Genomic DNA, 25129 nt, shown 5'->3' on the forward strand with positions numbered 1-25129 from the left:
GCAGATGAATTTGAGAACCTTACGATAATTCATATCCCACCTTATTCTCCCGAACTAAACCCTATAGAACAGGTATGGAGTTGGCTCCGTCAAAATGAAGTAGCAAACAGGTGCTTCGAAAACTATGACGATATCGTAGAGACGTTATGTAGAGCGTGGAATCGGTTTTGTGAAGATAAAAGCAGAGTGATCTCGCTCTGCTTTAGAGATTGGTTAAACTTGATAAGTTAATTAACGGAATTGGTATTAGATGCTGTGATCGAATAGGATAACTTTCGTTCAAACGAAAAAAAGCCAAGTCTTTCGACTTGGCTTTCTTGAATGTGGCTCCCCTTGCAAGACTTGAACTTGCGACATACGGATTAACAGTCCGCCGTTCTACCAACTGAACTAAAGGGGAATTACTTGTCTCAACATCAGGTCTATTAAGACCATTATTTGTTAAGTATCAAATAATGGTGCCTCGAGGCGGAATCGAACCACCGACACGCGGATTTTCAATCCGCTGCTCTACCGACTGAGCTATCGAGGCAAAAGAATGGTGCCGACTACCGGAGTCGAACTGGTGACCTACTGATTACAAGTCAGTTGCTCTACCTACTGAGCTAAGTCGGCACACTAAATTCTTTGCTTGAAGAGTAAACTCTTCGTTAGAGCCTCATTAAAATGAAGCCCTTTAAAATGGCTCCCCCTGCGGGACTCGAACCTGCGACATACGGATTAACAGTCCGCCGTTCTACCAACTGAACTAAGGGGGAATTACTTGTCTTAACATCAGGTCTATTAAGACCACTATTTGTTAAGTATCAAATAATGGTGCCTCGAGGCGGAATCGAACCACCGACACGCGGATTTTCAATCCGCTGCTCTACCGACTGAGCTATCGAGGCAAAAGAATGGTGCCGACTACCGGAGTCGAACTGGTGACCTACTGATTACAAGTCAGTTGCTCTACCTACTGAGCTAAGTCGGCACACTAAATTCTTTATGCTTTTGTCCGTGTTACTACTCCCTGTTAAAGAGTGTTGACACCAACAAATCAAATTGTGGTGCCCGGAGGCGGAATCGAACCACCGACACGAGGATTTTCAATCCTCTGCTCTACCGACTGAGCTATCCGGGCAACGGAGCGCTATTAAACGGATTTTCTGCATAACCGTCAACACCTTTTTTGAAAATAATTAAAAAAAACGTTCGTTAGTTGTTTTTTTATTCAAAAGTGAGGCTTACGTTTTACCTTGGTTAAAATCTTTCTTGAATTTTGTTACTTTTTCTAAGTATCGGCGCGACTCTTTGTTTGGGTGCTTCTTGGTAAGTGCCCAGTACGCTTGGCTAGGTTGCAGCGAGTTTAGGTCTCGCATTGCTCGCTTTCTGTCCTTACTGAAGGTATTGAGTACGCCACCAGTGCCGCCGTTGTATGCAGAAATCATGCTGTACTCAAGCGTTGTTGGGTGCTGCACGTCTTTTAGATAGCGATTTTTAAGGATGTAAAAGTACGCGGTCCCAGCATCAATGTTGTTTTCTGGATTGAATAAATACTCAGGAGTCGGCTCTCCTGGTTTGTTCTTTACCAGTTTAAATACGTCTCGACCTGCCGTTTTTGGTACGACTTGCATAAGACCATATGCATTTGCCCAGCTCACTGCATATGGATTAAAACTACTTTCTGTTTTTATGATCGCGTAAATCAAGTCTTCAGGAATGTCATAACGCTGAGACGCTCTGCGTACGATATCGGCATATTGATAACTACGCTGGCTCGCGTGATCGGCCACCATAGGGATCTCAACGTAGTAGGCTTTTTTGAAGTCGACTTCTTTGGTTTTGAGGTTATTAGCGATCAAGTAATCTGCGAATTGGTTGGCGCGCCATGTCCATTGAATGGGCTTTTTCTCTTGGTCGACGACCTGATTGTAGAGGAAAGGTTTACCTTCTAACTTGATGCTTTTTGAAGAGAATAGGTCAACATGCGCCGGATCATCTGGCGTCAAAAGCGTTGTCATTATCGCGTTTTTGAGGTGTTTTTTAGGCTCAGTAGAGGACACGGTTTCTACTGTGATTAAGCCTTCGCTAAAGTTTACTTCTGAACGACTCAAGTAATTATCTATGTATTTCACATAGTTACTCTTACCTGCCATTTTTACTTCACTGCTGCCCCAGCGCTTTTGGATATTGCCAGAAAAGCTATTAATCAACGCATCCAGTGCACCGGTGTCTTTTTCAAACTGACCAGGTAGCTCTGCCAAGTTGCTTACAAATCGGTTGGTCGGTTCGTAATTCACATCATAAATGCTTTCGACAAATTCACGGCTGCAGCCTGTTAATAACATGGCTGTTAGGAAGTAACTTAGCTTTTTCATAGTTCCTCATACAAAAATGACATCGCAGCGTTAACCATGATGTCATTAAAGTTTGCTTAAATAAATGTCTTATTCGCTTGGTGGAGTATAGCCATCAATTACGACATCTTTACCTTCGAAAAGGAAGTTAACCATCTCAGTTTCAAGAAGTTTACGATGTTCAGGATCCATCATATTTAGCTTCTTTTCATTGATAAGCATGGTTTGTTTGCTTTGCCATTGTCCCCAAGCTTCTTTAGAGATGTTGTCAAAGATACGCTTACCTAAGTCACCTGGGTAAAGTTGAAATTCTAAGCCTTCAGCGTCTTTCTGGAGGCGAGCACAAAATACAGTGCGGCTCATAGTGGTTCCTCTTATCGCGTTCGTTGATTCAAACGTCGTCGTTCAGTTCAAAGGGTAGGCTCTCAATAAGCTGCTTCACAGGAGCGGCTAGGCCAATTTCTTCCGGTTTTGATAAGTTATACCAGAGACCTTTGGTCCCTTCCATTATCAAATCTGGTTGTTTATCTAATTTTACTAATACAGGTGTGATATCTAAGTGGTAGTGACTGAAAGTGTGTCTAAACGCAATCATGGTCTTGATTGATTCGGTTTCAGTGTCTTTGATAGAGCGAAGATCTAACTGATGTTCGATCTCCGCGTTGTTATTTTGAGGGAAACAGAACAAGCCTCCCCAGATACCAGACTGAGGGCGCTGTTCAAGCCACACTTGATTGTCGTGATAAAGAATCACAAACCACGTTTCTTTTACCGGTTTTTCTTTCTTAGGTTTCTTGCCCGGGAAGTCGAGTTGTCTATCAAGCTTCTTAGCTTCACACATGCTTTCAATCGGACACAGAGTACATTTAGGTTTGCTACGAGTACAAACCATGGCACCCATGTCCATCATCGCCTGATTGTACTTATCGACATCTTTCTTCGGAGTATGAGCTTCTGCATGCTCCCAAAGTTGGTTTTCAACCTTCTTTTGTCCGGGCCAACCTTCAACGGCAAAGCTTCTTGCAAGCGTTCGTTTCACATTGCCATCAAGAATTGCATGGGGAAGTTTGTGAACTGATGAAAGTACTGCAGCTGCAGTGGAGCGACCAATACCCGGTAGCGCGTTCATCTCTTCAAGGGAAAGTGGAAACTCACCACCATATTGTTCTGCGACGATCTTTGCTGCTTTATGTAGATTGCGAGCTCGCGCGTAATAACCAAGCCCAGTCCATAGGTGAAGCACTTCATCTTGCTCGGCGTTTGCTAGGTCAATAACCGTTGGGAAACGTTCCAAGAAGCGTTGATAGTATGGAATCACCGTAGCAACCTGAGTCTGCTGAAGCATGATTTCAGATAGCCAAACGGTGTAGGCGGTTTTGTTTTGTTGCCAAGGTAATTCTTTACGCCCGTAGGCGTCATACCACTTTAATATGGCGGTTGCGAAAGGAGTCACGACATGCTCTATGCTTTGCTATTATTAGAAGCGAAATTGCACCACACTTAACGTTGGATGTAAAACAGACAAATTGTGTGGGAATTTATCCACGGAAAGACTTGCACCGAAGGCAATTCTTTGGATAATCCCCGCTTTGATTAATCAATGTGCAGGCAAAAATCAATGAGTGAAGTGACCACTAACGAATATACTGAAGACGGCAAACTGGTTCGTAAGATCCGTAGTTTTGTTCGCCGCGAAGGCCGCTTAACAAAAGGCCAAGAAAACGCGATGAATGAATGTTGGCCAACAATGGGTATCGACTACAACCCAGAGCTTCTTAATTGGAAAGAAGTATTTGGCAACGATAACCCAGTTGTACTAGAGATTGGCTTCGGTATGGGTGCATCACTGGTTGAAATGGCAAAGAACGCACCTGAGAAAAACTTCTTAGGTATTGAAGTTCATAGCCCAGGTGTTGGTGCTTGTCTAGGTACAGCGCGTGATGCTGGCGTAACTAACCTGCGTGTAATGTGTCACGATGCAGTAGAAGTATTTGAACACATGATTCCAGATAGCAGCCTGCATACACTGCAACTGTTCTTCCCTGACCCATGGCACAAAGCTCGTCACCACAAACGTCGTATCGTTAAGGCTGAGTTTGCAGAAATGGTTCGCGGTAAGCTTCAACTTGATACTGGTATTTTCCACATGGCAACAGACTGGGAAAACTACGCAGAGCACATGATTGAAGTGATGAACGTTGCTCCAGGCTTCGAGAATATCGCTGAAGATGGTGATTACATTCCTCGCCCTGATGAGCGCCCACTGACTAAATTTGAAGCTCGTGGCCACCGTCTAGGTCATGGTGTTTGGGATATTAAGTACAAGCGTACTAAGTAATTCTCGAGCACAATAAGTGAAGGTAAACCTGCTTTAGGTTAAACCTTACACTTTGTGGGATTGATTAAAGCCAACATTATTGTAATGTTGGCTTTTTTGTCCTTAGACTTTTATTGCGATAAAGGTTTAAGGACAGAAAGTAATGCTAGACCCCTACAAAAATAACAATATAGAAGTAAACACACATGAAACCAACTCAAGCTATTTTGGCCGAGATTTTAGACGAAGTTCGTCCCCTAATTGGTCAGGGAAAGGTTGCTGATTATATCCCTGCATTGGCTCGCGTATCGAACCAGAAACTGGCGATTGCGGTATACACAAACGAAGGTGAGGTGATTCAAGCGGGTGATGCAGAGGAAGCTTTTTCTGTGCAATCCATCTCTAAAGCCTTGAGCCTGACGTTAGCTATGGTGTTATACAAGCCTGAAGAGATTTGGCAACGCGTAGGCAAAGAACCTTCTGGCCAAGCCTTTAACTCTATGATTCAGCTTGAGATGGAGCATGGCATCCCCCGCAACCCGTTCATTAATGCGGGGGCAATTGTCGTTGCAGACCTACTACAAAGTCGCTTGTCTGCGCCTAGGCACCGCTTATTAGAGTTTGTGCGTCAGTTATCGGGTGATACTCATATTGTGTATGACAAGGTGGTAGCAGCTTCTGAAATGATGCACAGCGACCGTAATGCTGCAATTGCTTATTTGATGCGTTCATTTGGCAACTTTGAGAATGATGTTATCCCAGTTCTGAATAACTACTTCCATGCTTGTGCACTTAAAATGACGTGTGTGGATTTGGCAAAAACCTTTAGCTATTTGGCGAACAAAGGTGTGTCAGTTCAGACTAAGAAAGAGATCATCACGCCTGTTCAAACTAAGCAGTTGAATGCTTTGCTTGCGACATGTGGTTTGTACGATGGGGCTGGTGAGTTTGCTTACCGTGTTGGTATGCCCGGCAAATCGGGTGTGGGTGGCGGTATTATCGCTATCGTTCCGGGTGAGATGACCATCGCTGTGTGGTCTCCAGAGCTTGATCCTTCTGGTAACTCTCTTGCAGGTACTAAGGCGCTAGAGTTGCTTTCAGAGCGAATTGGTCGTTCTATTTTTTAGAAGAAAGATACGAGATGCGAGCACGGACTTCGTCCTATAGAGCGCTTCGCTTCGAGAAAGATTCTTACAATAAAAAGGGTTGGCCCTAAAGCCAACCCTTACGCAATAATTCTCGAATTATTCGTCTTCTTCCGCCATAAAGGCTTCCAGCAGATCATTTAGGAATAGCTTTCCTTTTTCAGTGATCTGCCAGTGAGTGTCGGTTTCGTTCAAGTAACCTAGCTCTTTTGCCCACTCAATCGTTGACTGAACAACGTCAAAACCAAGCCCAGTAGTATCGATGAAATCTTGTTTTGGACACGCTTCCATTAACCTAAAGCGGTTCATAAAGAATTCAAAAGGGCGGTCTTCATTCGGCACTTCAAACTCATCGGATAGGTACGGTTTCACCATGTTCTGGTAAGCCGCTAAATAGCCTCTAGGGTGTTTAACCTTAGTCGTGCGAATGATGCGTCCATCAGCAAAACTTAGCTTGCCATGAGAGCCACAACCAATACCTAGGTAGTCACCAAAGCGCCAATAGTTAAGGTTATGCTGACACTGGTAGCCCGGTTTGCTGTAGCCTGAAATTTCGTACTGCACATAGCCTGCGTCTGCGAGTCTCTTATGACCTAGGTCGAAAATATCCCAAAGATCATCATCGTCAGGTAGCTTTGGCGTTTTGTAATAGAACATGGTGTTAGGTTCTATTGTTAGCTGGTACCAAGATAAGTGTGGAGGGTTAAGCTCGATCGCTTTGTCTAGATCTGCCAATGCTTGATCTATGCTTTGATCCGGTAAGCCGTGCATAAGATCTAAGTTGAAACTATTCAATCCGATCTTGTGCGCTAAATGAGCGGCATTTACAGCTTCATCTTGACCATGGATACGGCCAAGTCTTTCTAGCTTCTCTTGCTCAAAGCTTTGTACACCAACCGAGATTCGATTCACCCCAGCCTTTTGGTAACCTGCAAAACGCTCCGCTTCAATGGTGCCTGGGTTGGCTTCCATGGTGATTTCGATTTCCGGTTTGAACGGGATGCGTTGTTCAATACCTTGCAGCAATCGACCAATTCCTTCTGGAGAGAATAGGCTCGGAGTACCACCACCAATAAAAATTGAGTGCAGTGGACGAGGTGCGCCATTGAGTTGGTACTTTTCGATATCAGTATCGAGATCCTCAAGCAGCGCATCGATGTACTCCTTTTCAGGAATCTCGGCTTTCAGAGCGTGTGAGTTGAAATCACAATACGGACACTTTTGTACACACCATGGGATGTGTACATAAAGGCTAAGTGCTGGTGGTATAAGCGCTGCATTGTGCATTACAGAGCTTGCTCCTTGATTGCTTCGAATAGAGAAGCAAGGGCTTTACCGCGGTGTGAAAGCTGCTTTTTACGTGTAGATTCTAGCTCAGCAGATGCGCAGTTATCTTCTGGTACAAAGAATACAGGATCGTAGCCAAAGCCATTCTCACCGTGCTTTTCCGTCAGAATGCGACCTTCCCATTTACCGTGACACACCAATGGTGTTGGATCGTTTTCGTGACGCATTAACACCAACACACAGTGGAAACGAGCGGTACGCTTTTCAGTTTCCACACCTTGCATGGCATCAAGCAGCTTTTCAATGTTTTGCTCATCCGTCGCCCCTTCACCTGAGTAACGCGCTGAGTAGATGCCCGGAGCACCGTTTAGGAAATCAACCTCTAAACCTGAGTCGTCTGCGATCGCTGGCAGCCCTGTCTCTTTCGCTGCATGGCGAGCCTTGATGATGGCATTTTCAATGAAAGTTGTTCCCGTTTCAGCGACTTCTGAAACATTAAACTCACTTTGTGCGACAACGTCAAAACCAAACTCAGACAGAATATCTGCCATCTCGCGAACTTTACCTTGGTTGCCTGTGGCTAAAACAATCTTACTCATGGGGATGTGGCTCTAATAAGTTAGTGAACAGAAAAGTGACGGTTGAAGTTACTCTTCTATATAGAATTTTTGTGTGAAGCGCAGTGGACCTGTGCCTTTCAAGCCTGCGTTAACATCGATATTAAAAGTGATATTTTCTTCGTGTGTTACAGGGAACTCAGCTAGGTAATAAATCGCATCACCTTCCTTTATCTCGCGGAAGTTAAGCGTGCGAGTGTTGCCTACAAGGTTTTTCGCTGTTCCCGTAATTTTAGCCGTTGTTGCAGGCTTGCCAAGGGAAGCTTTGTCTAACACGCTGATGTTCAGAATCGCTGAGTAGCCATTTCGCTTAAGTTTATATTGCTTAGCGACTTGAGCTGTTAGAAATGTCGAGTTAAAAGCCGAGTAGTGAACCTCGACATCCTTAATGTTTTTAAATTGTCCTGCTGAGCTTGGTAGGGCAACAAGAGCGGTGAGTAGTGCTGTAATCCATAGACGCATAGTGACTCCAATAAATAGCAAAAAGCCATCATAGGATGGCTTTGACTTCAGTTGGGATTTGGCTTGGCGAGCATATTCGAACTTGTTTGTGCCGGCCGAGCTCTCCCTTTTCTATCTTAATTTGCCCTTTAGCGACCTTAAACTGTTTCGCTAGGTATTTCGCTAAGTGGGCATTGGCTTTGCCATCTACTGGTGGAGCAGTAATGGCTATTTTGAGTTCCTCACCGTGCAAGCCAACAATCTTGTCTCGGCTTGCTTTGGGTTGGATATAGAGCCTAAGAAGAATATCGTCTTCCTCGGCCCAAACCGCTTTTGGCATCGTCAAAGTACCTGATGTTCGTACTTGAATTATAGCTGATACCAAATAGGACCAATCATGTCGCCCATTAGGAAGTTCGCAAACTGTAGAACAATGAACAGAACCAGCACGCTTAGGTCGAAACCACCCATATCCGGCAGGATACGGCGGATAGGCATTAGCATTGGCTCTGTCAATTGATGGAACACGTACTCGATTGGGCTACGGCCTTGGCTAACCCAGCTAAGGATTGCACGGATTAGTAGAACCCAGAAGATCAAACCACCCGCCGCTTTTAGCAAAGATAGTGCACCAAAAATCAGGAAGCTGATATCGAATACAGCTGCGCCGCCAGAGATAATCAGGTTGAGAGCAACGAACTTAAGCACACATAGCACATAAGCAAATACAACCGTCGCAAGATCAAGGCTGCCGATAGATGGGATAACTCGGCGTAGTGGGGCAACAACCGGTTGTGTCGCTTTTACGATGAATTGTGAGAATGGATTGTAGAAATCTGCACGTGATGCTTGTAGCCAGATACGCAAGATCACAACCATGATGTAAAGATCAAAAACGGTCGAGATCAGAAAGCTCATCGAGTTCATATTGTTTCCTTTTTCGGATTTACTTGCCGCTTAGATATAACCCGAGCGACAAAATGCTTAAAACAGTTTTTCCATCTCTTCAGCTCGAGCGACTGCCGCTTGCATGGCTTTGGCTACGATGTCTGATAGTTGATGTTCATTGAACGTGCGCAATGCTTCTGCAGTTGTTCCGCCTTTTGAAGTCACTTGTTCACGCAGTGTCGATAATTCAGTATTTGGATTCGCTACCACCATCTCTGCCGCGCCTAATGCAGACTGCTGCACTAATTTACGAGCGGTTTCTTGGTCGAAACCTTGGTTGATTGCTTCTGCTTGCATCGCTTCCATAAACAGGAAGAAGTAAGCCGGAGCACTTCCCGCTGCCGCAATGATGTTATTGATCCCAGACTCTTGCTCAACCCAGCTCACTTCACCTACAGCTTGCATCAGCTGAGAGGCGAAGTCTTTATCATCTTGGCTGACCGTTGAATCGGCATAAAGACCGCTCATCCCTTTACCAAGCAGTGATGGCGTGTTTGGCATCACACGAACAAGGTTCAGTTGGCAGTTTAACATCTCATTGAGTCGATTCGCATTAATCCCCGCAGCAATTGAGATAACCAGTTTATTGCTAAAGTCGATGCTTTGTAAGGGTTTACATACATCAGCCATCATTTGTGGCTTCACTGATAACACAACAACGTCTGCTTGCTCGGCTGCGGCAATATTATCGCTGGTGGTATTGATGCCATATTCTTGCTCTAACGGCAGCCTTCTGGTGTCTGAAGGCGCTGTCGCAGTAATCTTTTGCGCTGGGTAACCACTTGCTACTAAGCCCGCTACAATTGAGCGAACCATGTTTCCCGCCCCAATAAAGGCGATGTTCTTATGTTCCATATATAAAATCCTGAGCGTGTCGCTGCGCGATTCAAGCGAAGCGGTATCAATACTTATCGTCGATTTTCTGGTTGCTAACTAATTTCTGATTGCTAACTAATTGCTATTTTGCGTAATCACGAGCACCAAAGATGGCCGTTCCAATACGAACCATGGTACTGCCAGCCTCAACTGCTGCGTCCATATCACCACTCATGCCCATAGACAGGGTATCGATGTCTGGATACTTCGCGGCGAGCTTATCTTTAAGCTCTGCCAGTTGAGAGAATGCATTAAGCTGTGATTGATAGTCAGAGACGTTTGCAGGAATTGACATCAATCCTCTTAAGGTGAGGTTAGGGAGCGACGAAATCAACTCTGCCAGTGCAAAAAATGTCTCTTCAGAAGTACCAGATTTGGACTCTTCGCCACTGGTATTCACTTGAATCAGCACCTGTAGAGGTGGAAGTTCGCTTGGGCGTTGATCATTAAGTCTTTGCGCGATTTTATCGCGATCGACGGAATGGACCCATTGGAAGCTTTCCGCAATTGGGCGCGTTTTATTGGACTGAATTGGACCAATAAAGTGCCACTCTAAATTTAGGTTAGAATGTTGTTCTGAAAAGTGTTTTACTTTATCTACACCTTCTTGAACATAGTTTTCACCAAAGGCAACTTGGCCTCCGAGTGCGGCTTCTAGAATCGCATCAATAGGTTTAGTTTTGCTGACGGCTAAAAGTTGCACGGACTCTGGAGCTCGTCCGCACTTTTGCTCAGCACTACGAATCTGTGAGGTGATTTGTTCGATATTTTGTTGAATACTACTCATAGCTGACTTTACTTAAGGGAAAATAAATGGATATCACTGAGTTACTAGATTTTAGTGTAAAGCATAACGCGTCAGATCTACATCTTTCTGCGGGTGTATCTCCAATGGTACGTATAGATGGTGAAGTAAGGAAGCTTGGAATACCAGCTTTGAGTCATGCTGATGTACATCGTTTAGTTTTTGAGATCATGAGCGATTCGCAGCGTGGTGAGTTTGAAGAAAAATTGGAAGTCGACTTCTCTTTTGAATTGCCCAATGTCGGTCGTTTCCGTGTGAATGCTTTTAACCAAGCTCGTGGTTGCTCAGCTGTCTTTCGAACTATCCCTGTAGAGATCCCGACTTTAGATCAACTAGGTGCGCCTGAAATCTTTGAAAAGATTGCGAACTACGAAAAAGGTTTAGTGCTCGTCACTGGCCCAACTGGTTCTGGTAAATCGACGACCCTTGCGGCGATGGTAGATTACGTAAACCGTAACCACAATAAGCACATCCTGACGATCGAAGACCCAATTGAATTCGTTCATACCAACAATAAATGCCTAGTTAACCAGCGTGAGGTTCATCGTGATACTCACAGCTTTAAAGCGGCGCTGCGCAGCGCGTTACGTGAAGATCCTGATGTTATCCTCGTGGGTGAGCTTCGTGACCAAGAAACGATCAGCTTAGCGCTAACTGCTGCAGAAACCGGTCACTTGGTTTTTGGTACTTTGCATACCAGCTCTGCTGCTAAAACTATCGACCGTATTATTGATGTATTCCCTGGTAGCGACAAAGACATGGTGCGTTCTATGCTGTCTGAATCGTTGCGTTCGGTTATTGCTCAGAAGCTGTTGAAGCGTGTTGGTGGCGGTCGTGTGGCTTGTCATGAAATCATGATGGCGACACCAGCGATCAGAAACTTGATTCGTGAAGACAAGGTCGCGCAAATGTATTCGATCATTCAAACGGGCGCAGCACATGGTATGCAGACCATGGAGCAAAATGCGAAGCAGCTGATGGCTCAAGGCTTGGTTGACTCGGAAGAGGTCGAGAGAAAGATCGAAATTGAAACCTCAATGTTTTAATCAAGGTGAACAAAATGGAATTGAATCAAATCCTTGAAGGGATGCTGTCTCAAAAGGCATCGGATCTTTATATCACCGTTGATGCACCTATCTTGTTTCGTGTTGATGGTGAATTGCGACCTCAAGGCGAGAAACTGAATGCGGCTCAGGTTGCTCAACTACTTGATGCAATGATGGATCAAGACCGACGTGATGAATATCAGCAAACACGTGAGGCAAACTTTGCCATTGTGCGTGAGTTTGGTCGCTTTCGTGTCAGTGCATTCTTTCAACGAGAGCTGCCTGGAGCGGTAATTCGACGCATCGAGACTAACATTCCAACCTTTCAACAATTAAAGCTTCCTGATGTATTACAAGACCTTTCAATCGCTAAGCGCGGGCTTGTGCTGGTGGTTGGTGCGACTGGCTCTGGTAAATCGACCTCTATGGCTGCGATGACAGGCTATCGTAATACCAATCGTTCTGGGCATATCTTGACGGTTGAAGACCCGATTGAATTCGTCCACGAACATAAGAAATGTATCGTGACTCAGCGTGAGGTTGGGCTCGATACCGAGAGCTACGAAGTCGCACTTAAGAACTCTTTGCGCCAAGCACCAGATATGATCTTGATTGGTGAAATCCGTAGCCGTGAAACCATGGAATATGCGATGACCTTTGCTGAGACTGGTCACCTGTGTATGGCAACTTTGCACGCGAATAATGCCAACCAAGCGCTAGAGCGTATTCTACACTTGGTGCCGAAAGAGCAGAAAGAACAGCTCCTATTTGATCTGTCGATGAACCTGCGTGGTGTGGTTGCTCAGCAGTTAATCAGAGATAAAAATGGCAGTGGGCGTCATGGTGTGTTTGAGATTCTACTCAACAGCCCACGCGTATCTGATTTAATTCGTCGTGGTGAGTTGCACGAGTTAAAAGCAACGATGGCAAAATCGAAAGAAGTCGGGATGCAGACTTTTGACCAAGCTTTGTATGATTTGGTCGTAGCAGGAAAGATTAGCGAAGAAGATGCGCTCCACAGTGCTGACTCGGCTAATGACTTACGCTTAATGCTTAAAACCAGACGAGGTGATGGTGACTACGGAACCGGGGCGTTGGCTGGTGTGAAGATAGACATGGGCTGATGAAAACGCCTGATTTCATTCCATTTGAAATCAGGCGTTCGTCATTTTCTTCGCTTGGCTTGTGTCTGTATTATCAACGCTTCTTGTTCTTAGGCTCACTAATTACGCTTGCGTTAGTCGTAGTATGATTCATATAACCAGCATTGTTGTGACTTGTCGAACTGCATGCTGATATTGCTAGAGCTACGAAGGTTACCAGAAAAATTTTCATAATTTTTCTCACTTATCTAATTACTAATGTGTTAGACATTACGTCGTACAATTAGTATAGGTTCAGAAAATACTTTCAGCATTTAGTGATTAATTTTTTATTAGCAATATTGTGCTTCAAACCAGCTCTCTAAAATAACGACAGCGGATTGATTATCCACATTGCCTTTACTTAGTGCTTTGTAGCCACCCATGTCAAAGAGGTCAGCTCTTGCTTCTGCGGTCGATAGCCTCTCATCGTGCAGTTCAACATCAACACCAAAGCGTCCTTTCAGGCGGTTAGCGAACTTCTTCGCTCTAGGGGTGATGGTTGCTAGATCTTTGCCATGAAGGTCGGTAGGAAGGCCAACCACAATCAGATTTGGTTGCCATTCCTTAATTTGCTTTTCGATATCGTCCCAGTTTGGGATGCCATCTTTGGCTTTAAAGGCTTTCAGAGGGCTTGCTGTGCCTGTGACTTCTTGTCCAATCGCACTGCCGATACTTTTTGTACCGTAGTCAAATGCCATAATTGTTCGTGACATGGGGCTTCCAAATTAATCTGTGTTTGAGAGTGTCTGTTTATTTTATTTAGCTGATTTGAGTTAGGCGTGACCAGCATCTGCTGAAAGCTGAGCGGCATTAATACCTAACATTTGTACCGCAACTTTCCAACGGTCCGAGATGGGGGTGTCGAAGATGACCTTTGGATCGGCTTCAACGGTTAGCCATGAGTTCTCGGTCAGTTCGATCTCCAGTTGGCCAGGCTCCCACCCAGAATAACCAAGTGCAACCAGATAATTGATCGGTTCATCTTCGGTCCCTAACACCATCAAGATATCTTTTGAGGTCGTTACCGAGATTTGGTCAGTCATGTTGATGCTGGATTGATAGCTGCCTTTGGGCTTGTGTAAAATAAACCCGCGGTCTTCTGCGACTGGCCCACCATTTAAAACTGGTTTATCAAGACTTGCTTGGTTGGGTTTTGGTTGTTCAGAATCAACCTCAACTTGTTTGAGCATGCTGCCGACAGTGACATCGATAGGGGCGTTGATCATCAAACCCATTGCGCCTTCGTCATTATGCTCACAAAGGTAGATCACCGAATTTTGAAAGTACGGGTCTTTCATTCCGGGCATAGCGACCAGAAAGTGGTTCGTTAAATTCATAGAGCCTCCTGCCAGTGTGTTCCCAGTAAAGGAAGAAGAGCGGCGTAAAGCCGCTCATTGATTCTGTGTCTAAATGTTTGCGAATAGCTAAGACTTTCTTAAGTTTAGGCTATTTAGCGTTAACGCGACGCTCGATTGCATCCATTAATTTACCCGTAACTGAAATATCAAAAGCAGCTTCAATTTCACGGATACACGTTGGACTCGTCACGTTAATCTCAGTCAGCTTGTCACCGATAACGTCAAGTCCTACGAAGATTAAGCCTTTCTCTTTTAGTGCTGGAGCAACCGCTCGTGCGATAGCCCAGTCAGTTTCACTTAGAGGACGAGCTTCACCAGTACCACCAGCCGCTAGGTTGCCTCGAGTTTCCCCTTTAGCCGGAATACGCGCTAGGCAGTAAGGCATTGGCTCACCATCAACCACAAGAATACGCTTGTCACCGTTGCTGATGTCTGGAACAAATGTCTGTGCCATTGCGTAGTTCTGACCGTGGTTAGTCAAGGTTTCAATGATCACTGATACGTTTGGATCGCCTTCCTTAACACGGAAGATAGATGCGCCACCCATGCCATCAAGTGGCTTAAGGATTACGTCACCGTGTTTCTCGCGGAACTCTTTAATCTTTTCTGCTTTGCGAGTTACGATAGTAGTTGGCGTTAGCTCTGGGAACCAAGCAGTGAACAATTTCTCGTTACAGTCACGTAGGCTTTGCGGTTTGTTTACGATCAGCGCGCCGTTCTCTTCAGCACGTTCAAGAATGTAGGTTGCGTAGATGTACTCAGTGTCAAACGGAGGATCTTTACGCATTAGCACAGCATCTAAATCAGATAGCGCGATAGTCTGTTCTGACTTGAATTCGTACCAACCGTTTGGATCTTCTTTGAGTTCTACAACCTTTGTGTCAGCAATGGCTACGCCTTGATCTAAGTGTAGATCATCCATTTCCATGTAATGGATTTCGTAACCACGACGCTGAGCTTCAAGCATCATGGCAAAGCTAGAGTCTTTTTTGATGTTAATGGATGAAATTGGATCCATTACGATGCCAAGTTTGATCATTTTTTTCTCCTAGCCTAGATCGCCAAAACGGACTTGTAAGGCAGTAATTGCGGTTAGAGCTGCTGTCTCGGTACGAAGTACACGTGGGCCGAGTAGCGTCTCTTCAAATTTGTATTGTTCTGTCATGCCGATTTCTTCAGCTGACAAGCCTCCTTCAGGACCGATCAATAGGCGTACTTTGCTGATAGGTTCTGGAAGGGTATTAATTGAGTATTTTGCGCGAGGGTGCAGGTTTAGCTTTAGAGCTTCGCTTGGTTCGCTGCACCACTCTTCAAGCTGCATGATTGGGCGAATGACTGGAACCGTGTTACGGCCACACTGTTCACACGCCGCGATAGCAATCTTTTGCCACTGCGCGAGCTTTTTCTCGAATCGCTTAGTATCGAGTTTAACGCCACAGCGCTCTGAAATAAGAGGGGTAATGGTGTTTACACCAAGCTCAACCGACTTCTGAATCGTGAATTCCATTTTGTCGCCACGTGAAATTACTTGGCCTAAATGTAAGTCTAATGGAGATTCACTGCTGCGTTCGATTCGCTCAGTAACATTAACCGTCACATTCTTCTTTGATACCTCAGCAATTGTCGCAGGGAATTCAGCGCCACTGCCATCAAATAGAAGGACTTCTTGGCCTTCTTTCATGCGGAGGACACGACCAACATGACCCGCGGCATCTTCGCCTAAAGCGAGAGAACCTAACTGGTGAATGCGTTCTGGGTGATGGATACGAGGGATTCTCATGCTGGTAAACCTATAAATATAATCATTTGGGTATTTTGTCTCTGCCTAACATGGATGCTTTTAGTTGAAAAAACAAGGGGAGAGCAAGAGTTTCAAGGGCAATTCTGAAACTCTTGTTTGAGACGGTTATAAATGTGGGTTACGCGAGTGGCGTTATTTACAAGCTGGGTAAACAAATGGGTTGTGATTACCTTGGATGGCATAGATTCGCTCATCACGAGTACATTCCCACTTATCGACAGGAAACTGCTTGTTCCACGCCATCATCAGATTGGTTTGTTGCTTAGATAACTTGAAGCCATACTCTTGGCTCATGTAAAGATAAGTACGAGCGATAGAGCCTTTTGCTCTGTCTGGCGGCATAACTTTACGTTGCTTGAAGTTGACCTGCATTTCACACTGACCATAGCTCACGCCATCCATGCCGTTCCACTGACTGAAATTGTAGTTGGAGCGATCACCGTTAACCTCGCCAATGGCCGGAGTTAGGTTGTGAAGGTCGCCTTCCATGGATTTGAATACTTTGTCATTACGAGTGCAGTTTTTGCGCCCACCATCTTGCCAGCACTGACGCTGGTGGCCAAATTGCCAAGCGGGAACCACGTGTTCCCATTCAATTCGACTCGCACGTTTTTGCTGCTTTCGTACTTGATAACCACAGCCATCAAGGTCTGGAATGCCTTTCTTTTTGTCTTTCCAAGTAATATCACAGCCACAATAAAATGAAGTCGGATGATCAAGGTAAATTTTCACGGCTTCTTTTTTTGCTTTGTAGAAGGAACTTGGTGGAGCGGCGAAAACGCTTTGGGTTACCAGTAGGCCAAATACTATCGTTAAGTAAAAAGACACCAATAGGCCAAATGCTTTTGGAGTGGTTTTGTGCATAGAAAAAGACTGATAAAAGTATGATAAATATCAGTCTAGCACTCAAGTGATAGATTTCTCCATTACATTTCAATCATCTAATCGATGGAGTGCAATTTCCTGAAGAAAAACGAGCAGGCTACTGAATCTAACGTGTGCCGAGTATTAGGTGTTAGCTGAGTTGCGTGCCTGTAAAAGCCAAGGTTTGATTGCACTGTTGGCAGCGATAGCTTGATTGGTTACGCAATACCTTGTTGTGACGTCTAATCGAAAGTGGGTAAACCGTGCAGTCGCAGCGGTACTCAAAGGTCTTGCCTTGCACTGAGGTGATCTCAAAACTGTGGGTTGTTTTGGCTGGTACGTTGAATACCTTTTCCATCACGTATCTCCACTCATTCCCGTGAGGTCTCACTCGTCCAAATACTTGATGTGTGATCAGATGCGCCAGTTCATGAGGCACCACCTCGTTAACGAAGGCATCCTCATTTTCGGCGAAGAGTACATGGTTGAGCTTAATTTCATTGAGCTGAAGGTATGCCTTTCCTGCTGCCTTTCCTCTTAACTTGTAAGTAATGGTTGGGCATGGGAATTCACGAGAGAAATGTTGATTAGCGATAGCTAGGCACTCGGCCAATTTCTTATTTGCTCGATGTTGTTGCGGGGTGTAAGACAAACGTTGTTAACTCCAAAAAAAGGCCTCAGCGTTTAAGCTAAGGCCTCATCATAACATTGCTTTTTGATCTAGCGATGCTTTACACGTGATGTTTTTTCTTAATGATCTCGTGATAAGCGTGCCATGTACTATAACCAAGTAGCGGCATGGTGACGATCATTCCGATACCGTAGGTGGCAAAACCCACCAGAATGCCCGCACAAATAATACTTGCCCAAACCACCATTGCAGGAATGTTCGATTTCACGGCATTAAAGCTAGTGAAAATCGCACTCATCACATCAACGCGTCTCTCCATCATTAACGGAATTGAAAATGCTGAGATGCTGAATATGAGGCTTGCGATGACAAAACCAATCACAGAACCTGTAATTAAGAAGGGAGCGAACTCAGCCAATGGTGCACCTTGCACTGAAGGGTAGAGCGCGTGCAATAACGCAGCGATACGCATCCAGAATATCATCGCAACCATCAACACAATCGCAAAGGCCCATTGGTGGGTGGAGTTGCGAGTGATGGCTTTCATTGAGTGGAGTAGGCTGGCGTTATGGCCTTTTTCTCTTTCCCAAGCTGCGTCATACAAGCCTAGGGCAAGAAACGGCCCTATCAGCATGTACACGATCAGGCTTGGCATCACGACTAAGTGTGTTCCTTGCCATTGGACAAGTTGAACAATCGCAATTGCCGCTCCCATAAAGCACAATCCGTAAAATGCGCTGATTAATGGCATTCTTACTAAGTCATGCAGAGCAAGCGACAACCAATGAAAGGGTGCGGAAATACTGATTTGGTTGCAAGGAATGGTGCGAGCGTAATCCTTATCGCTGACCTTGTGTTTTTTATCGTTCAATTCGGATGGGTGCGCGGTACGAGGCATAGATCCCCCTAGTTAAATAACGTCCTAGTTATAATTCCATAAGGCTCATCGATGTGGCTTGTGTGAGAGTTATGGTGTCGAGCTAAATTGCTCTTTGTCATCCCAGTTTTTGTTCTAGCGTGCATTTAACGAGCGTTATCAGACTGAATTAATTTAAGTTAAATGTGAGCTTGATCGCCTAGGAGTTACCTTAACTATTGTCAGTAGTGTTCGAAAACACAAATTATCGGCGTCTTTTTATACTTAGTGGTTAACGGTAAAGAAGGGCGTTAAAGAAGGAAGTTGCGAGTGAAGGTTCGGTAAGTACATAAAAATAAAGCCCTTACTAAGCAGTAAGGGCTTTAAAGAAACAAATCGCAGTGGCTAAATTATTTTAAGCCAGCGAAGTCTGCAAGGACTGCTGCTTTGTCAGTCGCTTCCCAAGGGAATTCTTCACGACCGAAGTGACCGTATGCAGCAGTCTGCTTGTAGATAGGCTGAAGAAGGTTCAGCATTTCTTGAAGACCGTATGGACGTAGGTCGAAGTTTTGACGAACCGCTTCAATGATGATTTCGTGAGCTACTTTCTCAGTACCAAACGTTTCAACCATGATAGATGTTGGATCTGCAACACCGATAGCGTAAGACAGTTGAATCTCACAACGGTCAGCCATGCCAGCAGCAACGATGTTTTTAGCAACGTAACGTGCTGCGTATGCTGCAGAACGGTCAACTTTTGATGGATCTTTACCAGAGAAAGCACCGCCACCGTGACGAGCTGCGCCGCCGTAGGTATCAACGATGATCTTACGACCTGTTAGACCACAGTCACCCATTGGGCCACCGATTACGAAACGGCCTGTTGGGTTGATGAAGAAGTTAGTGTCTTTGTTGATCCACTCAGCAGGGAGTACTGGCTTGATGATCTCTTCCATTACTGCTTCACGTAGATCCGGAGTTGTTACTGAATCACAGTGTTGAGTAGAAAGAACAACAGCATCGATACCAACGATTTTACCTTGGTCGTACTGGAATGTTACTTGAGATTTCGCATCTGGGCGAAGGAAGTCAAGCTTACCGCTCTTACGTACTTCAGCTTGCTTCTTAACAAGAAGGTGAGAGTAAGTAATTGGAGCAGGCATTAGGATTGGTGTTTCGTTAGTCGCGTAACCAAACATGATGCCTTGGTCGCCAGCGCCTTGCTCTTTAGGGTCTGCTTTATCAACACCTTGGTTGATGTCTGGAGACTGCTTACCAATTGTGTTTAGAACGGCACAAGAGTCAGCGTCAAAGCCCATATCAGAATGAACGTAACCAATTTCACGTACTGTTTCACGAGTGATTTCTTCGATATCAACCCATGCAGACGTTGTTACTTCACCGCCAACCATAACCATGCCGGTTTTTACGTAAGTCTCACAAGCAACACGTGCTTTTGGATCTTGTTCCAAGATGGCATCAAGAACAGCATCAGAGATTTGGTCTGCAATTTTATCTGGATGGCCTTCTGAAACAGATTCAGAAGTGAATAGGTGCTTAGCCATGAGAGCTCCACTTTTAGGTTTTGGTGTAAATAGTTTTATGGCGTCACAAGCTAGGAGGCGCCGCCATTAAATACAGTATATTTTGTAGGTGTTTCTACATCTAGACGGCTATTCTAAATTCCAGCGGTCGAATTACAAGCTCTTTTTTATGATATGTCATAACTAAACGTTTGCGTATCGTTTGAGATAAGCCGTTACTATGTGATGTAAATGATCGAAAATTGCGAAAAATGACCGTTAAAATGCCAGTAAAACGTTTGCAGTCGCTATAGTCGTTTGAGAGAATACCCGCGCTAATAAAAAAAAATTTTAGCATCAATCTCTTTTTTAAATCGCTTATGTATCCAGGAGCAGACATGCCTTCTCGTAAAGATCTAGCCAATGCAATCCGCGCACTTAGCATGGACGGTGTTCAACAAGCAAATTCAGGCCACCCAGGCGCACCTATGGGCATGGCTGACATCGCTGAAGTTCTTTGGCGTGGCCACTTGAACCACAACCCAGCAAACCCAGAGTGGGCTGACCGCGACCGTTTTATCCTGTCTAACGGCCATGGTTCAATGCTGATTTACTCTCTGCTTCACCTTGCAGGTTACGAGCTTTCAATTGAAGACCTTAAAAACTTCCGTCAACTGCACTCGAAGACTCCTGGTCACCCAGAGTACGGTTACGCTCCTGGTATCGAGACAACGACTGGTCCTCTAGGTCAAGGCATCACTAACGCTGTTGGTATGGCAATGGCTGAGAAAGCATTGGCTGCACAGTTCAACAAAGAAGGCCACGACATCGTAGACCACTACACTTATGCATTCATGGGTGATGGCTGTCTGATGGAAGGTATCTCTCACGAAGCATGTTCTCTAGCAGGTACGCTAGGTCTTGGTAAGCTGGTTGCTTTCTGGGATGACAACGGCATTTCTATCGATGGCGAAGTTGAAGGTTGGTTCTCTGACGATACGCCTAAGCGTTTTGAAGCATACGGCTGGCACGTAATCCCAGCAGTAGATGGTCACGATTCTGATGCTATCAATGCGGCTATTGAAGCGGCTAAAGCGGATCCTCGTCCAACGCTTATCTGTACTAAAACTATCATCGGTTTTGGTTCTCCAAACAAAGCGGGTACGCACGACTGTCACGGTGCTCCACTAGGCGCTGATGAAATCACAGCAACTAAAGCAGCATTGGGTTGGGAACACGGTCCTTTCGAAATCCCAGCAGATATCGCAGCTGAGTGGAATGCGAAAGAAGCAGGCGCAGCGAAAGAAGCAGCGTGGAATGCTAAGTTTGACGCATACGCAGCGGCTTACCCAGAGCTAGCAGCAGAATTCAAACGTCGTACTAACGGCGAACTTCCAGCTGAGTGGGAAGAGAAAGCAAATGCAATCATTGCTGATCTTCAAGCTAACCCAGCAAACATCGCTTCACGTAAAGCATCTCAAAACGCACTAGAAGCGTTTGGTCAAATGCTTCCAGAATTCATGGGCGGCTCTGCTGACCTTGCGCCTTCTAACCTAACTATGTGGTCTGGTTCTAAGTCTCTTGAAGCAACGGACTTCTCTGGTAACTACATCCACTACGGTGTACGTGAATTCGGTATGACAGCTATCATGAACGGTATCGCTCTGCACGGTGGCTTCGTACCATACGGCGCAACGTTCCTAATGTTCATGGAATACGCGCGTAACGCAATGCGTATGGCGGCTCTGATGAAAGTTCAGAACATCCAAGTTTACACGCACGATTCTATCGGCCTAGGCGAAGATGGTCCTACTCACCAACCGGTTGAGCAGATCGCATCTCTACGTCTGACTCCAAACATGAGCACATGGCGTCCATGTGACCAAGTTGAATCTGCAGTGGCTTGGAAACTGGCTATTGAACGTAAAGATGGTCCTTCATCGCTAATCTTCTCTCGTCAAAACCTTGCACAACAAGATCGTAACGCTGAGCAAGTCGCTAACATCGCTAAGGGTGGTTACATCCTGAAAGATTGTGAAGGCAAGCCAGAGCTAATCATCATTGCAACAGGTTCTGAAGTTGAGCTTGCAGTTGAAGCTGCTGCACAACTAACCGCTGAAGGTAAAGCTGTACGCGTAGTATCTATGCCTGCAACTGACGCGTTCGACAAGCAAGACGCTGAATACCGTGAGTCTGTACTTCCATCTGACGTTACAGCGCGTATCGCAGTAGAAGCTGGCATCGCTGACTTCTGGTACAAGTACGTTGGTTTCGGTGGCAAGATCATTGGTATGACAACGTTCGGCGAATCTGCACCAGCAGGCGAGCTATTCAAGATGTTCGGTTTCACTACTGAAAACGTAGTAAACACAGCGAAAGAGCTTCTTGCTTAATCATTGACTGATGGCCTTGTGCTAACAGTTAAATGAAGGAAAAAACCGAGCGCTAAGCTCGGTTTTTTGTCTCTGGGATTTGTTTTCTCCTAGACTCATCTTTATACGCAGCAGATCAATCTGTCCTAAGTAGGCTGAGTTATTCAACTAATGCCTTTTGGGTAGGATTCAGTTATTATCTGTTGCACGAAATTTTGGTTAGATGTACGGAACTATGCTAAAAGTCGCGATAAACGGATTTGGAAGAATAGGGCGTAATGTATTACGCGCTGTTTATGAAAGTGGCAAAAGCCAACAAATCAAAGTAGTAGCTGTCAATGAGCTTGCTCAGCCTGATGCTATGGCTCACCTATTGCAGTACGACACCAGTCACGGCCGCTTCGGTAAGAAGATCTCCAACGACCAAGAGCACATCTATGTCTATCACGGCATTGGTGCGGAAGATAAAGGTGAGTTCGATACAATTCGTATCTTGCACCTTGCTGATATTGAGTTGTTGCCTTGGCGTGACCTTGAGGTGGATATTGTACTCGACTGTACCGGTGTGTACGGTTGCCGAGCTGACGGCCTAGCGCATATTGCTGCTGGGGCGAAAAAGGTGCTGTTTTCACATCCTGGTGCGAACGACCTTGATAACACCATTATCTATGGCGTGAATCACGATACCATCGAAGCTGACCATCGAATCGTTTCCAACGGTTCATGTACCACCAACTGTATTGTTCCTATCATTAAGGTTCTTGATGACGCCTTTGGCATCGAGTCCGGTACCATCACAACGATTCACTCTTCAATGAATGATCAGCAAGTGATCGATGCGTACCACAGCGACCTTCGCCGTACTCGAGCTGCAAGCCAATCCATCATTCCTGTCGATACCAAATTGCATAAAGGTATTGAAAGAATCTTCCCGAAATTTTCTAACAAGTTCGAAGCGATATCTGTGCGTGTGCCAACGGTAAACGTAACAGCGATGGATTTAAGTGTCACAATTAATACAAATGTGAAAGTTAATGACGTAAATCAAACCATTGTTAATGCGTCCCAGTGTACATTACACAATATAGTTGACTATACTGAAGCGCCGCTCGTTTCCATCGACTTTAATCACGATCCCCATAGCGCAATCGTTGATGGTTCACAAACTCGAGTGAGCAACGGCCACTTAGTAAAAATGCTAGTGTGGTGTGACAATGAATGGGGCTTTGCGAACCGAATGCTGGATACGGTTCTCGCAATGCAAGCTTCTGAAGGCAAGAAGTAAGACCTAGAAGCAAATGTGCGGATTATTTATTTTTTAGCTTGAAATAAATGCCAAGTGTCCACATATTACTAGTAGTTAAAGAATTGCCAGTTGAATAATTTATAGGCTTAGCAGGGTTGCTGAGTTTCCAAAACTTTATTTTTATTTAAATTTGAGAGGACAAATCATGTCTGTGATCAAGATGACTGACCTGGAACTTGCAGGTAAACGCGTATTTATCCGTGCTGACCTAAACGTACCAGTAAAAGACGGTAAAGTAACTTCAGATGCACGTATCCTAGCATCTCTACCAACTATCAAGCTTTGCCTAGAAGCTGGTGCAAAAGTAATGGTTACTTCTCACCTTGGTCGTCCTACTGAAGGCGAATACAACGAAGAGTTCTCTCTAGCTCCTGTAGTTAACTACCTAAACGACGCACTAGATTGCGAAGTTAAACTAGCTAAAGATTACCTAAACGGCCTAGAGCTAAATGCTGGTGAACTAGTTGTTCTTGAAAACGTTCGTTTCAACGAAGGTGAGAAGAAGAACGAAGAAGCACTTTCTAAGCAGTACGCTGCACTATGTGACATCTTCGTGATGGACGCATTCGGTACAGCTCACCGTGCACAAGCATCTACTCACGGTGTTGGTACTCACGCTCCTGTAGCATGTGCTGGTCCTCTTCTTGCAGCTGAGCTTGAAGCTCTTGGCAAAGCAATGGACAACCCAGAGCGTCCGCTGGTTGCTATCGTTGGTGGTTCTAAAGTATCGACTAAGCTAACAGTTCTTGAGTCTCTATCTAAAATCGCTGACCAACTTGTTGTTGGTGGTGGTATCGCGAACACATTCATCGCAGCTGAAGGCCACAACGTAGGTAAGTCTCTATACGAAGCAGACCTAGTTGAAACGGCTCAAAAACTAATGAAAGAGTGTGCTATCCCAGTAGCGACTGACGTTGCATGTGCTAAAGCATTCGACGAAAACGCAGAAGCTGAAATCAAGCACGTTTCTGAAGTTCAAGACGACGACATGATCTTCGACCTTGGTCCAGATTCAACTGCGGCACTAGCTGAAATCATCGGCAACGCGAAAACTATCCTTTGGAACGGCCCTGTAGGCGTATTCGAATTCAAGAACTTCGAAGCGGGTACCGCTGGTATCTCTAAAGCAATCGCTGAGTCTGCAGGTTTCTCTGTAGCAGGTGGTGGTGACACGCTAGCAGCTATCGACAAGTTCGGTATCAAAGCTGACGTTTCTTACATCTCTACTGGTGGTGGCGCTTTCCTTGAATTCGTTGAAGGTAAAGTACTTCCTGCAGTAGCAATGCTTGAAGAGCGTGCTAAAGCATAATTGATTTAGAAAGGCGAGATGTGAATCTCGCCTTTTAACGTTTGCTGCATATCACACTTTTTTGCTAGAATGGCATAAGTTGTGAGCAAACGATTGCAAGTTTTTGAACTTAAGTTTTTTAATCTTAAAACGATAGAATAAAT

General features: G+C 45.0%; 26 protein-coding genes and 7 tRNA genes. 8 read left to right on the forward strand and 25 right to left on the reverse strand.

Going from position 1 to position 25129, the window contains the following annotated elements; translation table 11 throughout:
* Positions 1-231 (forward strand): transposase (locus L1D22_RS15745; protein WP_239830506.1); only part of this gene is annotated, 231 nt, incomplete at its 5' end.
* A 93-nt stretch (positions 232-324) separates the two neighbouring features.
* Here the strand turns inward: L1D22_RS15745 and L1D22_RS15750 are convergent.
* From L1D22_RS15750 to mutY, 10 genes are all read right to left on the reverse strand, one after another.
* Positions 325-400: transfer RNA gene (locus L1D22_RS15750), tRNA-Asn, on the reverse strand.
* Positions 401-456: 56 nt separating this feature from the next.
* A tRNA-Phe gene (locus L1D22_RS15755) sits at positions 457-532 on the reverse strand.
* Positions 533-539: 7 nt separating this feature from the next.
* Positions 540-615, reverse strand: a tRNA-Thr gene (locus tag L1D22_RS15760).
* A gap of 67 nt (positions 616-682) precedes the next feature.
* Positions 683-758, reverse strand: a tRNA-Asn gene (locus L1D22_RS15765).
* Positions 759-814: 56 nt separating this feature from the next.
* Positions 815-890, reverse strand: a tRNA-Phe gene (locus L1D22_RS15770).
* A gap of 7 nt (positions 891-897) precedes the next feature.
* Positions 898-973 (reverse strand) — tRNA-Thr (locus L1D22_RS15775).
* Between the two features lie 74 nt (positions 974-1047).
* Positions 1048-1123, reverse strand: a tRNA-Phe gene (locus tag L1D22_RS15780).
* A gap of 103 nt (positions 1124-1226) precedes the next feature.
* Positions 1227-2360, reverse strand: coding sequence for a membrane-bound lytic murein transglycosylase MltC (gene mltC / locus L1D22_RS15785; RefSeq protein ID WP_176680471.1), 1134 nt, complete (start codon positions 2358-2360; stop codon positions 1227-1229).
* A 69-nt stretch (positions 2361-2429) separates the two neighbouring features.
* Positions 2430-2702 carry an oxidative damage protection protein gene (locus L1D22_RS15790; RefSeq protein ID WP_004738952.1) on the reverse strand — a complete coding sequence of 91 codons (273 nt, stop codon included), beginning with the start codon at positions 2700-2702 and terminating at the stop codon, positions 2430-2432.
* Positions 2703-2730: 28 nt separating this feature from the next.
* Positions 2731-3792: an A/G-specific adenine glycosylase gene (gene mutY, locus L1D22_RS15795; RefSeq protein ID WP_239830507.1), complete on the reverse strand. Its 1062-nt coding sequence runs from the start codon at positions 3790-3792 to the stop codon at positions 2731-2733.
* 165 nt (positions 3793-3957) lie between these two features.
* Here mutY and trmB point away from each other — a divergent pair, with 165 nt between their 5' ends.
* Positions 3958-4677, forward strand: a complete 720-nt coding sequence (gene trmB / locus L1D22_RS15800) for a tRNA (guanosine(46)-N7)-methyltransferase TrmB (RefSeq protein ID WP_010435641.1) — start codon at positions 3958-3960, stop codon at positions 4675-4677.
* Positions 4678-4862: 185 nt separating this feature from the next.
* A complete protein-coding gene (gene glsB / locus L1D22_RS15805) occupies positions 4863-5783 on the forward strand; it encodes a glutaminase B (protein WP_017629544.1) in 921 nt (306 codons plus the stop codon).
* Between the two features lie 117 nt (positions 5784-5900).
* Here the strand turns inward: glsB and hemW are convergent, their stop codons facing one another.
* From hemW to L1D22_RS15840, 7 genes are all read right to left on the reverse strand, one after another.
* On the reverse strand, positions 5901-7088 hold the full coding sequence (gene hemW / locus L1D22_RS15810; protein ID WP_239830508.1) for a radical SAM family heme chaperone HemW: 1188 nt from the start codon (positions 7086-7088) through the stop codon (positions 5901-5903).
* Complete coding sequence (locus L1D22_RS15815) at positions 7088-7687, reverse strand: XTP/dITP diphosphatase (protein ID WP_239830509.1); 600 nt, start codon at positions 7685-7687, stop codon at positions 7088-7090. Before L1D22_RS15815 ends, hemW begins: the two co-directional genes overlap by 1 nt.
* Positions 7688-7735: 48 nt before the next feature.
* A complete protein-coding gene (locus L1D22_RS15820; protein ID WP_016768173.1) occupies positions 7736-8167 on the reverse strand; it encodes a DUF4426 domain-containing protein in 432 nt (143 codons plus the stop codon).
* A gap of 28 nt (positions 8168-8195) precedes the next feature.
* Positions 8196-8486 carry a DUF167 family protein YggU gene (gene yggU, locus L1D22_RS15825; RefSeq protein ID WP_009847703.1) on the reverse strand — a complete coding sequence of 97 codons (291 nt, stop codon included), beginning with the start codon at positions 8484-8486 and terminating at the stop codon, positions 8196-8198.
* A gap of 29 nt (positions 8487-8515) precedes the next feature.
* The gene (locus tag L1D22_RS15830; protein ID WP_010435653.1) at positions 8516-9073 is read right to left on the reverse strand and encodes a YggT family protein; all 558 of its coding nucleotides are present in this window, start codon (positions 9071-9073) and stop codon (positions 8516-8518) included.
* 57 nt (positions 9074-9130) lie between these two features.
* Positions 9131-9949, reverse strand: coding sequence for a pyrroline-5-carboxylate reductase (gene proC / locus L1D22_RS15835; RefSeq protein ID WP_239830510.1), 819 nt, complete (start codon positions 9947-9949; stop codon positions 9131-9133).
* Positions 9950-10052: 103 nt separating this feature from the next.
* On the reverse strand, positions 10053-10757 hold the full coding sequence (locus L1D22_RS15840; protein ID WP_239830511.1) for a YggS family pyridoxal phosphate-dependent enzyme: 705 nt from the start codon (positions 10755-10757) through the stop codon (positions 10053-10055).
* A 26-nt stretch (positions 10758-10783) separates the two neighbouring features.
* Here L1D22_RS15840 and L1D22_RS15845 point away from each other — a divergent pair, with 26 nt between their 5' ends.
* Positions 10784-11821: a type IV pilus twitching motility protein PilT gene (locus tag L1D22_RS15845; protein WP_017629549.1), complete on the forward strand. Its 1038-nt coding sequence runs from the start codon at positions 10784-10786 to the stop codon at positions 11819-11821.
* Between the two features lie 14 nt (positions 11822-11835).
* Positions 11836-12945 carry a PilT/PilU family type 4a pilus ATPase gene (locus L1D22_RS15850; RefSeq protein ID WP_239830512.1) on the forward strand — a complete coding sequence of 370 codons (1110 nt, stop codon included), beginning with the start codon at positions 11836-11838 and terminating at the stop codon, positions 12943-12945.
* Between the two features lie 311 nt (positions 12946-13256).
* Here L1D22_RS15850 and ruvX read toward each other — a convergent pair whose 3' ends face one another.
* From ruvX to metK, 8 genes are all read right to left on the reverse strand, one after another.
* The gene (gene ruvX / locus L1D22_RS15855; RefSeq protein ID WP_239830513.1) at positions 13257-13679 is read right to left on the reverse strand and encodes a Holliday junction resolvase RuvX; all 423 of its coding nucleotides are present in this window, start codon (positions 13677-13679) and stop codon (positions 13257-13259) included.
* A 60-nt stretch (positions 13680-13739) separates the two neighbouring features.
* On the reverse strand, positions 13740-14303 hold the full coding sequence (locus L1D22_RS15860) for a YqgE/AlgH family protein (protein ID WP_239830514.1): 564 nt from the start codon (positions 14301-14303) through the stop codon (positions 13740-13742).
* Between the two features lie 109 nt (positions 14304-14412).
* On the reverse strand, positions 14413-15363 hold the full coding sequence (gshB, locus tag L1D22_RS15865) for a glutathione synthase (RefSeq protein ID WP_017629553.1): 951 nt from the start codon (positions 15361-15363) through the stop codon (positions 14413-14415).
* A 9-nt stretch (positions 15364-15372) separates the two neighbouring features.
* Positions 15373-16104, reverse strand: a complete 732-nt coding sequence (gene rsmE, locus L1D22_RS15870) for a 16S rRNA (uracil(1498)-N(3))-methyltransferase (RefSeq protein WP_210443101.1) — start codon at positions 16102-16104, stop codon at positions 15373-15375.
* Between the two features lie 153 nt (positions 16105-16257).
* Positions 16258-16989 (reverse strand): endonuclease, encoded by a 732-nt coding sequence (locus L1D22_RS15875; protein WP_239830515.1) that lies wholly within the window; start codon positions 16987-16989, stop codon positions 16258-16260.
* Between the two features lie 151 nt (positions 16990-17140).
* A complete protein-coding gene (locus L1D22_RS15880; RefSeq protein WP_239830516.1) occupies positions 17141-17641 on the reverse strand; it encodes a SprT family zinc-dependent metalloprotease in 501 nt (166 codons plus the stop codon).
* A 79-nt stretch (positions 17642-17720) separates the two neighbouring features.
* Positions 17721-18518 carry a DUF2189 domain-containing protein gene (locus tag L1D22_RS15885; RefSeq protein ID WP_239830517.1) on the reverse strand — a complete coding sequence of 266 codons (798 nt, stop codon included), beginning with the start codon at positions 18516-18518 and terminating at the stop codon, positions 17721-17723.
* A 368-nt stretch (positions 18519-18886) separates the two neighbouring features.
* On the reverse strand, positions 18887-20041 hold the full coding sequence (gene metK, locus L1D22_RS15890) for a methionine adenosyltransferase (protein ID WP_239830518.1): 1155 nt from the start codon (positions 20039-20041) through the stop codon (positions 18887-18889).
* Between the two features lie 356 nt (positions 20042-20397).
* Here metK and tkt point away from each other — a divergent pair, with 356 nt between their 5' ends.
* From tkt to L1D22_RS15905, 3 genes are all read left to right on the forward strand, one after another.
* Positions 20398-22392 carry a transketolase gene (tkt, locus tag L1D22_RS15895; protein WP_048605833.1) on the forward strand — a complete coding sequence of 665 codons (1995 nt, stop codon included), beginning with the start codon at positions 20398-20400 and terminating at the stop codon, positions 22390-22392.
* A gap of 214 nt (positions 22393-22606) precedes the next feature.
* Positions 22607-23656 (forward strand): erythrose-4-phosphate dehydrogenase, encoded by a 1050-nt coding sequence (gene epd / locus L1D22_RS15900; protein WP_239830519.1) that lies wholly within the window; start codon positions 22607-22609, stop codon positions 23654-23656.
* A 166-nt stretch (positions 23657-23822) separates the two neighbouring features.
* A complete protein-coding gene (locus tag L1D22_RS15905; RefSeq protein WP_017068708.1) occupies positions 23823-24986 on the forward strand; it encodes a phosphoglycerate kinase in 1164 nt (387 codons plus the stop codon).
* The last annotated feature ends 143 nt before the right edge of the window (positions 24987-25129 follow it).

The organism is Vibrio sp. Isolate34 (assembly GCF_022397915.1).
Classification (GTDB): domain Bacteria; phylum Pseudomonadota; class Gammaproteobacteria; order Enterobacterales; family Vibrionaceae; genus Vibrio.

What these genes read in the sequence shown, in the direction of transcription:
- mltC (WP_176680471.1), bottom strand. Translation starts at nt 2,360, where the DNA reads ATGAAAAAGCTAAGTTACTTCCTAACAGCCATGTTATTAACAGGCTGC.
- L1D22_RS15790 (WP_004738952.1), bottom strand. Translation starts at nt 2,702, where the DNA reads ATGAGCCGCACTGTATTTTGTGCTCGCCTCCAGAAAGACGCTGAAGGC.
- trmB (WP_010435641.1), top strand. Translation starts at nt 3,958, where the DNA reads ATGAGTGAAGTGACCACTAACGAATATACTGAAGACGGCAAACTGGTT.
- glsB (WP_017629544.1), top strand. Translation starts at nt 4,863, where the DNA reads ATGAAACCAACTCAAGCTATTTTGGCCGAGATTTTAGACGAAGTTCGT.
- hemW (WP_239830508.1), bottom strand. Translation starts at nt 7,088, where the DNA reads ATGCACAATGCAGCGCTTATACCACCAGCACTTAGCCTTTATGTACAC.
- L1D22_RS15815 (WP_239830509.1), bottom strand. Translation starts at nt 7,687, where the DNA reads ATGAGTAAGATTGTTTTAGCCACAGGCAACCAAGGTAAAGTTCGCGAG.
- L1D22_RS15820 (WP_016768173.1), bottom strand. Translation starts at nt 8,167, where the DNA reads ATGCGTCTATGGATTACAGCACTACTCACCGCTCTTGTTGCCCTACCA.
- yggU (WP_009847703.1), bottom strand. Translation starts at nt 8,486, where the DNA reads ATGCCAAAAGCGGTTTGGGCCGAGGAAGACGATATTCTTCTTAGGCTC.
- L1D22_RS15830 (WP_010435653.1), bottom strand. Translation starts at nt 9,073, where the DNA reads ATGAACTCGATGAGCTTTCTGATCTCGACCGTTTTTGATCTTTACATC.
- proC (WP_239830510.1), bottom strand. Translation starts at nt 9,949, where the DNA reads ATGGAACATAAGAACATCGCCTTTATTGGGGCGGGAAACATGGTTCGC.
- L1D22_RS15840 (WP_239830511.1), bottom strand. Translation starts at nt 10,757, where the DNA reads ATGAGTAGTATTCAACAAAATATCGAACAAATCACCTCACAGATTCGT.
- L1D22_RS15845 (WP_017629549.1), top strand. Translation starts at nt 10,784, where the DNA reads ATGGATATCACTGAGTTACTAGATTTTAGTGTAAAGCATAACGCGTCA.
- L1D22_RS15850 (WP_239830512.1), top strand. Translation starts at nt 11,836, where the DNA reads ATGGAATTGAATCAAATCCTTGAAGGGATGCTGTCTCAAAAGGCATCG.
- ruvX (WP_239830513.1), bottom strand. Translation starts at nt 13,679, where the DNA reads ATGTCACGAACAATTATGGCATTTGACTACGGTACAAAAAGTATCGGC.
- L1D22_RS15860 (WP_239830514.1), bottom strand. Translation starts at nt 14,303, where the DNA reads ATGAATTTAACGAACCACTTTCTGGTCGCTATGCCCGGAATGAAAGAC.
- gshB (WP_017629553.1), bottom strand. Translation starts at nt 15,363, where the DNA reads ATGATCAAACTTGGCATCGTAATGGATCCAATTTCATCCATTAACATC.
- rsmE (WP_210443101.1), bottom strand. Translation starts at nt 16,104, where the DNA reads ATGAGAATCCCTCGTATCCATCACCCAGAACGCATTCACCAGTTAGGT.
- L1D22_RS15875 (WP_239830515.1), bottom strand. Translation starts at nt 16,989, where the DNA reads ATGCACAAAACCACTCCAAAAGCATTTGGCCTATTGGTGTCTTTTTAC.
- L1D22_RS15885 (WP_239830517.1), bottom strand. Translation starts at nt 18,518, where the DNA reads ATGCCTCGTACCGCGCACCCATCCGAATTGAACGATAAAAAACACAAG.
- metK (WP_239830518.1), bottom strand. Translation starts at nt 20,041, where the DNA reads ATGGCTAAGCACCTATTCACTTCTGAATCTGTTTCAGAAGGCCATCCA.
- tkt (WP_048605833.1), top strand. Translation starts at nt 20,398, where the DNA reads ATGCCTTCTCGTAAAGATCTAGCCAATGCAATCCGCGCACTTAGCATG.
- epd (WP_239830519.1), top strand. Translation starts at nt 22,607, where the DNA reads ATGCTAAAAGTCGCGATAAACGGATTTGGAAGAATAGGGCGTAATGTA.
- L1D22_RS15905 (WP_017068708.1), top strand. Translation starts at nt 23,823, where the DNA reads ATGTCTGTGATCAAGATGACTGACCTGGAACTTGCAGGTAAACGCGTA.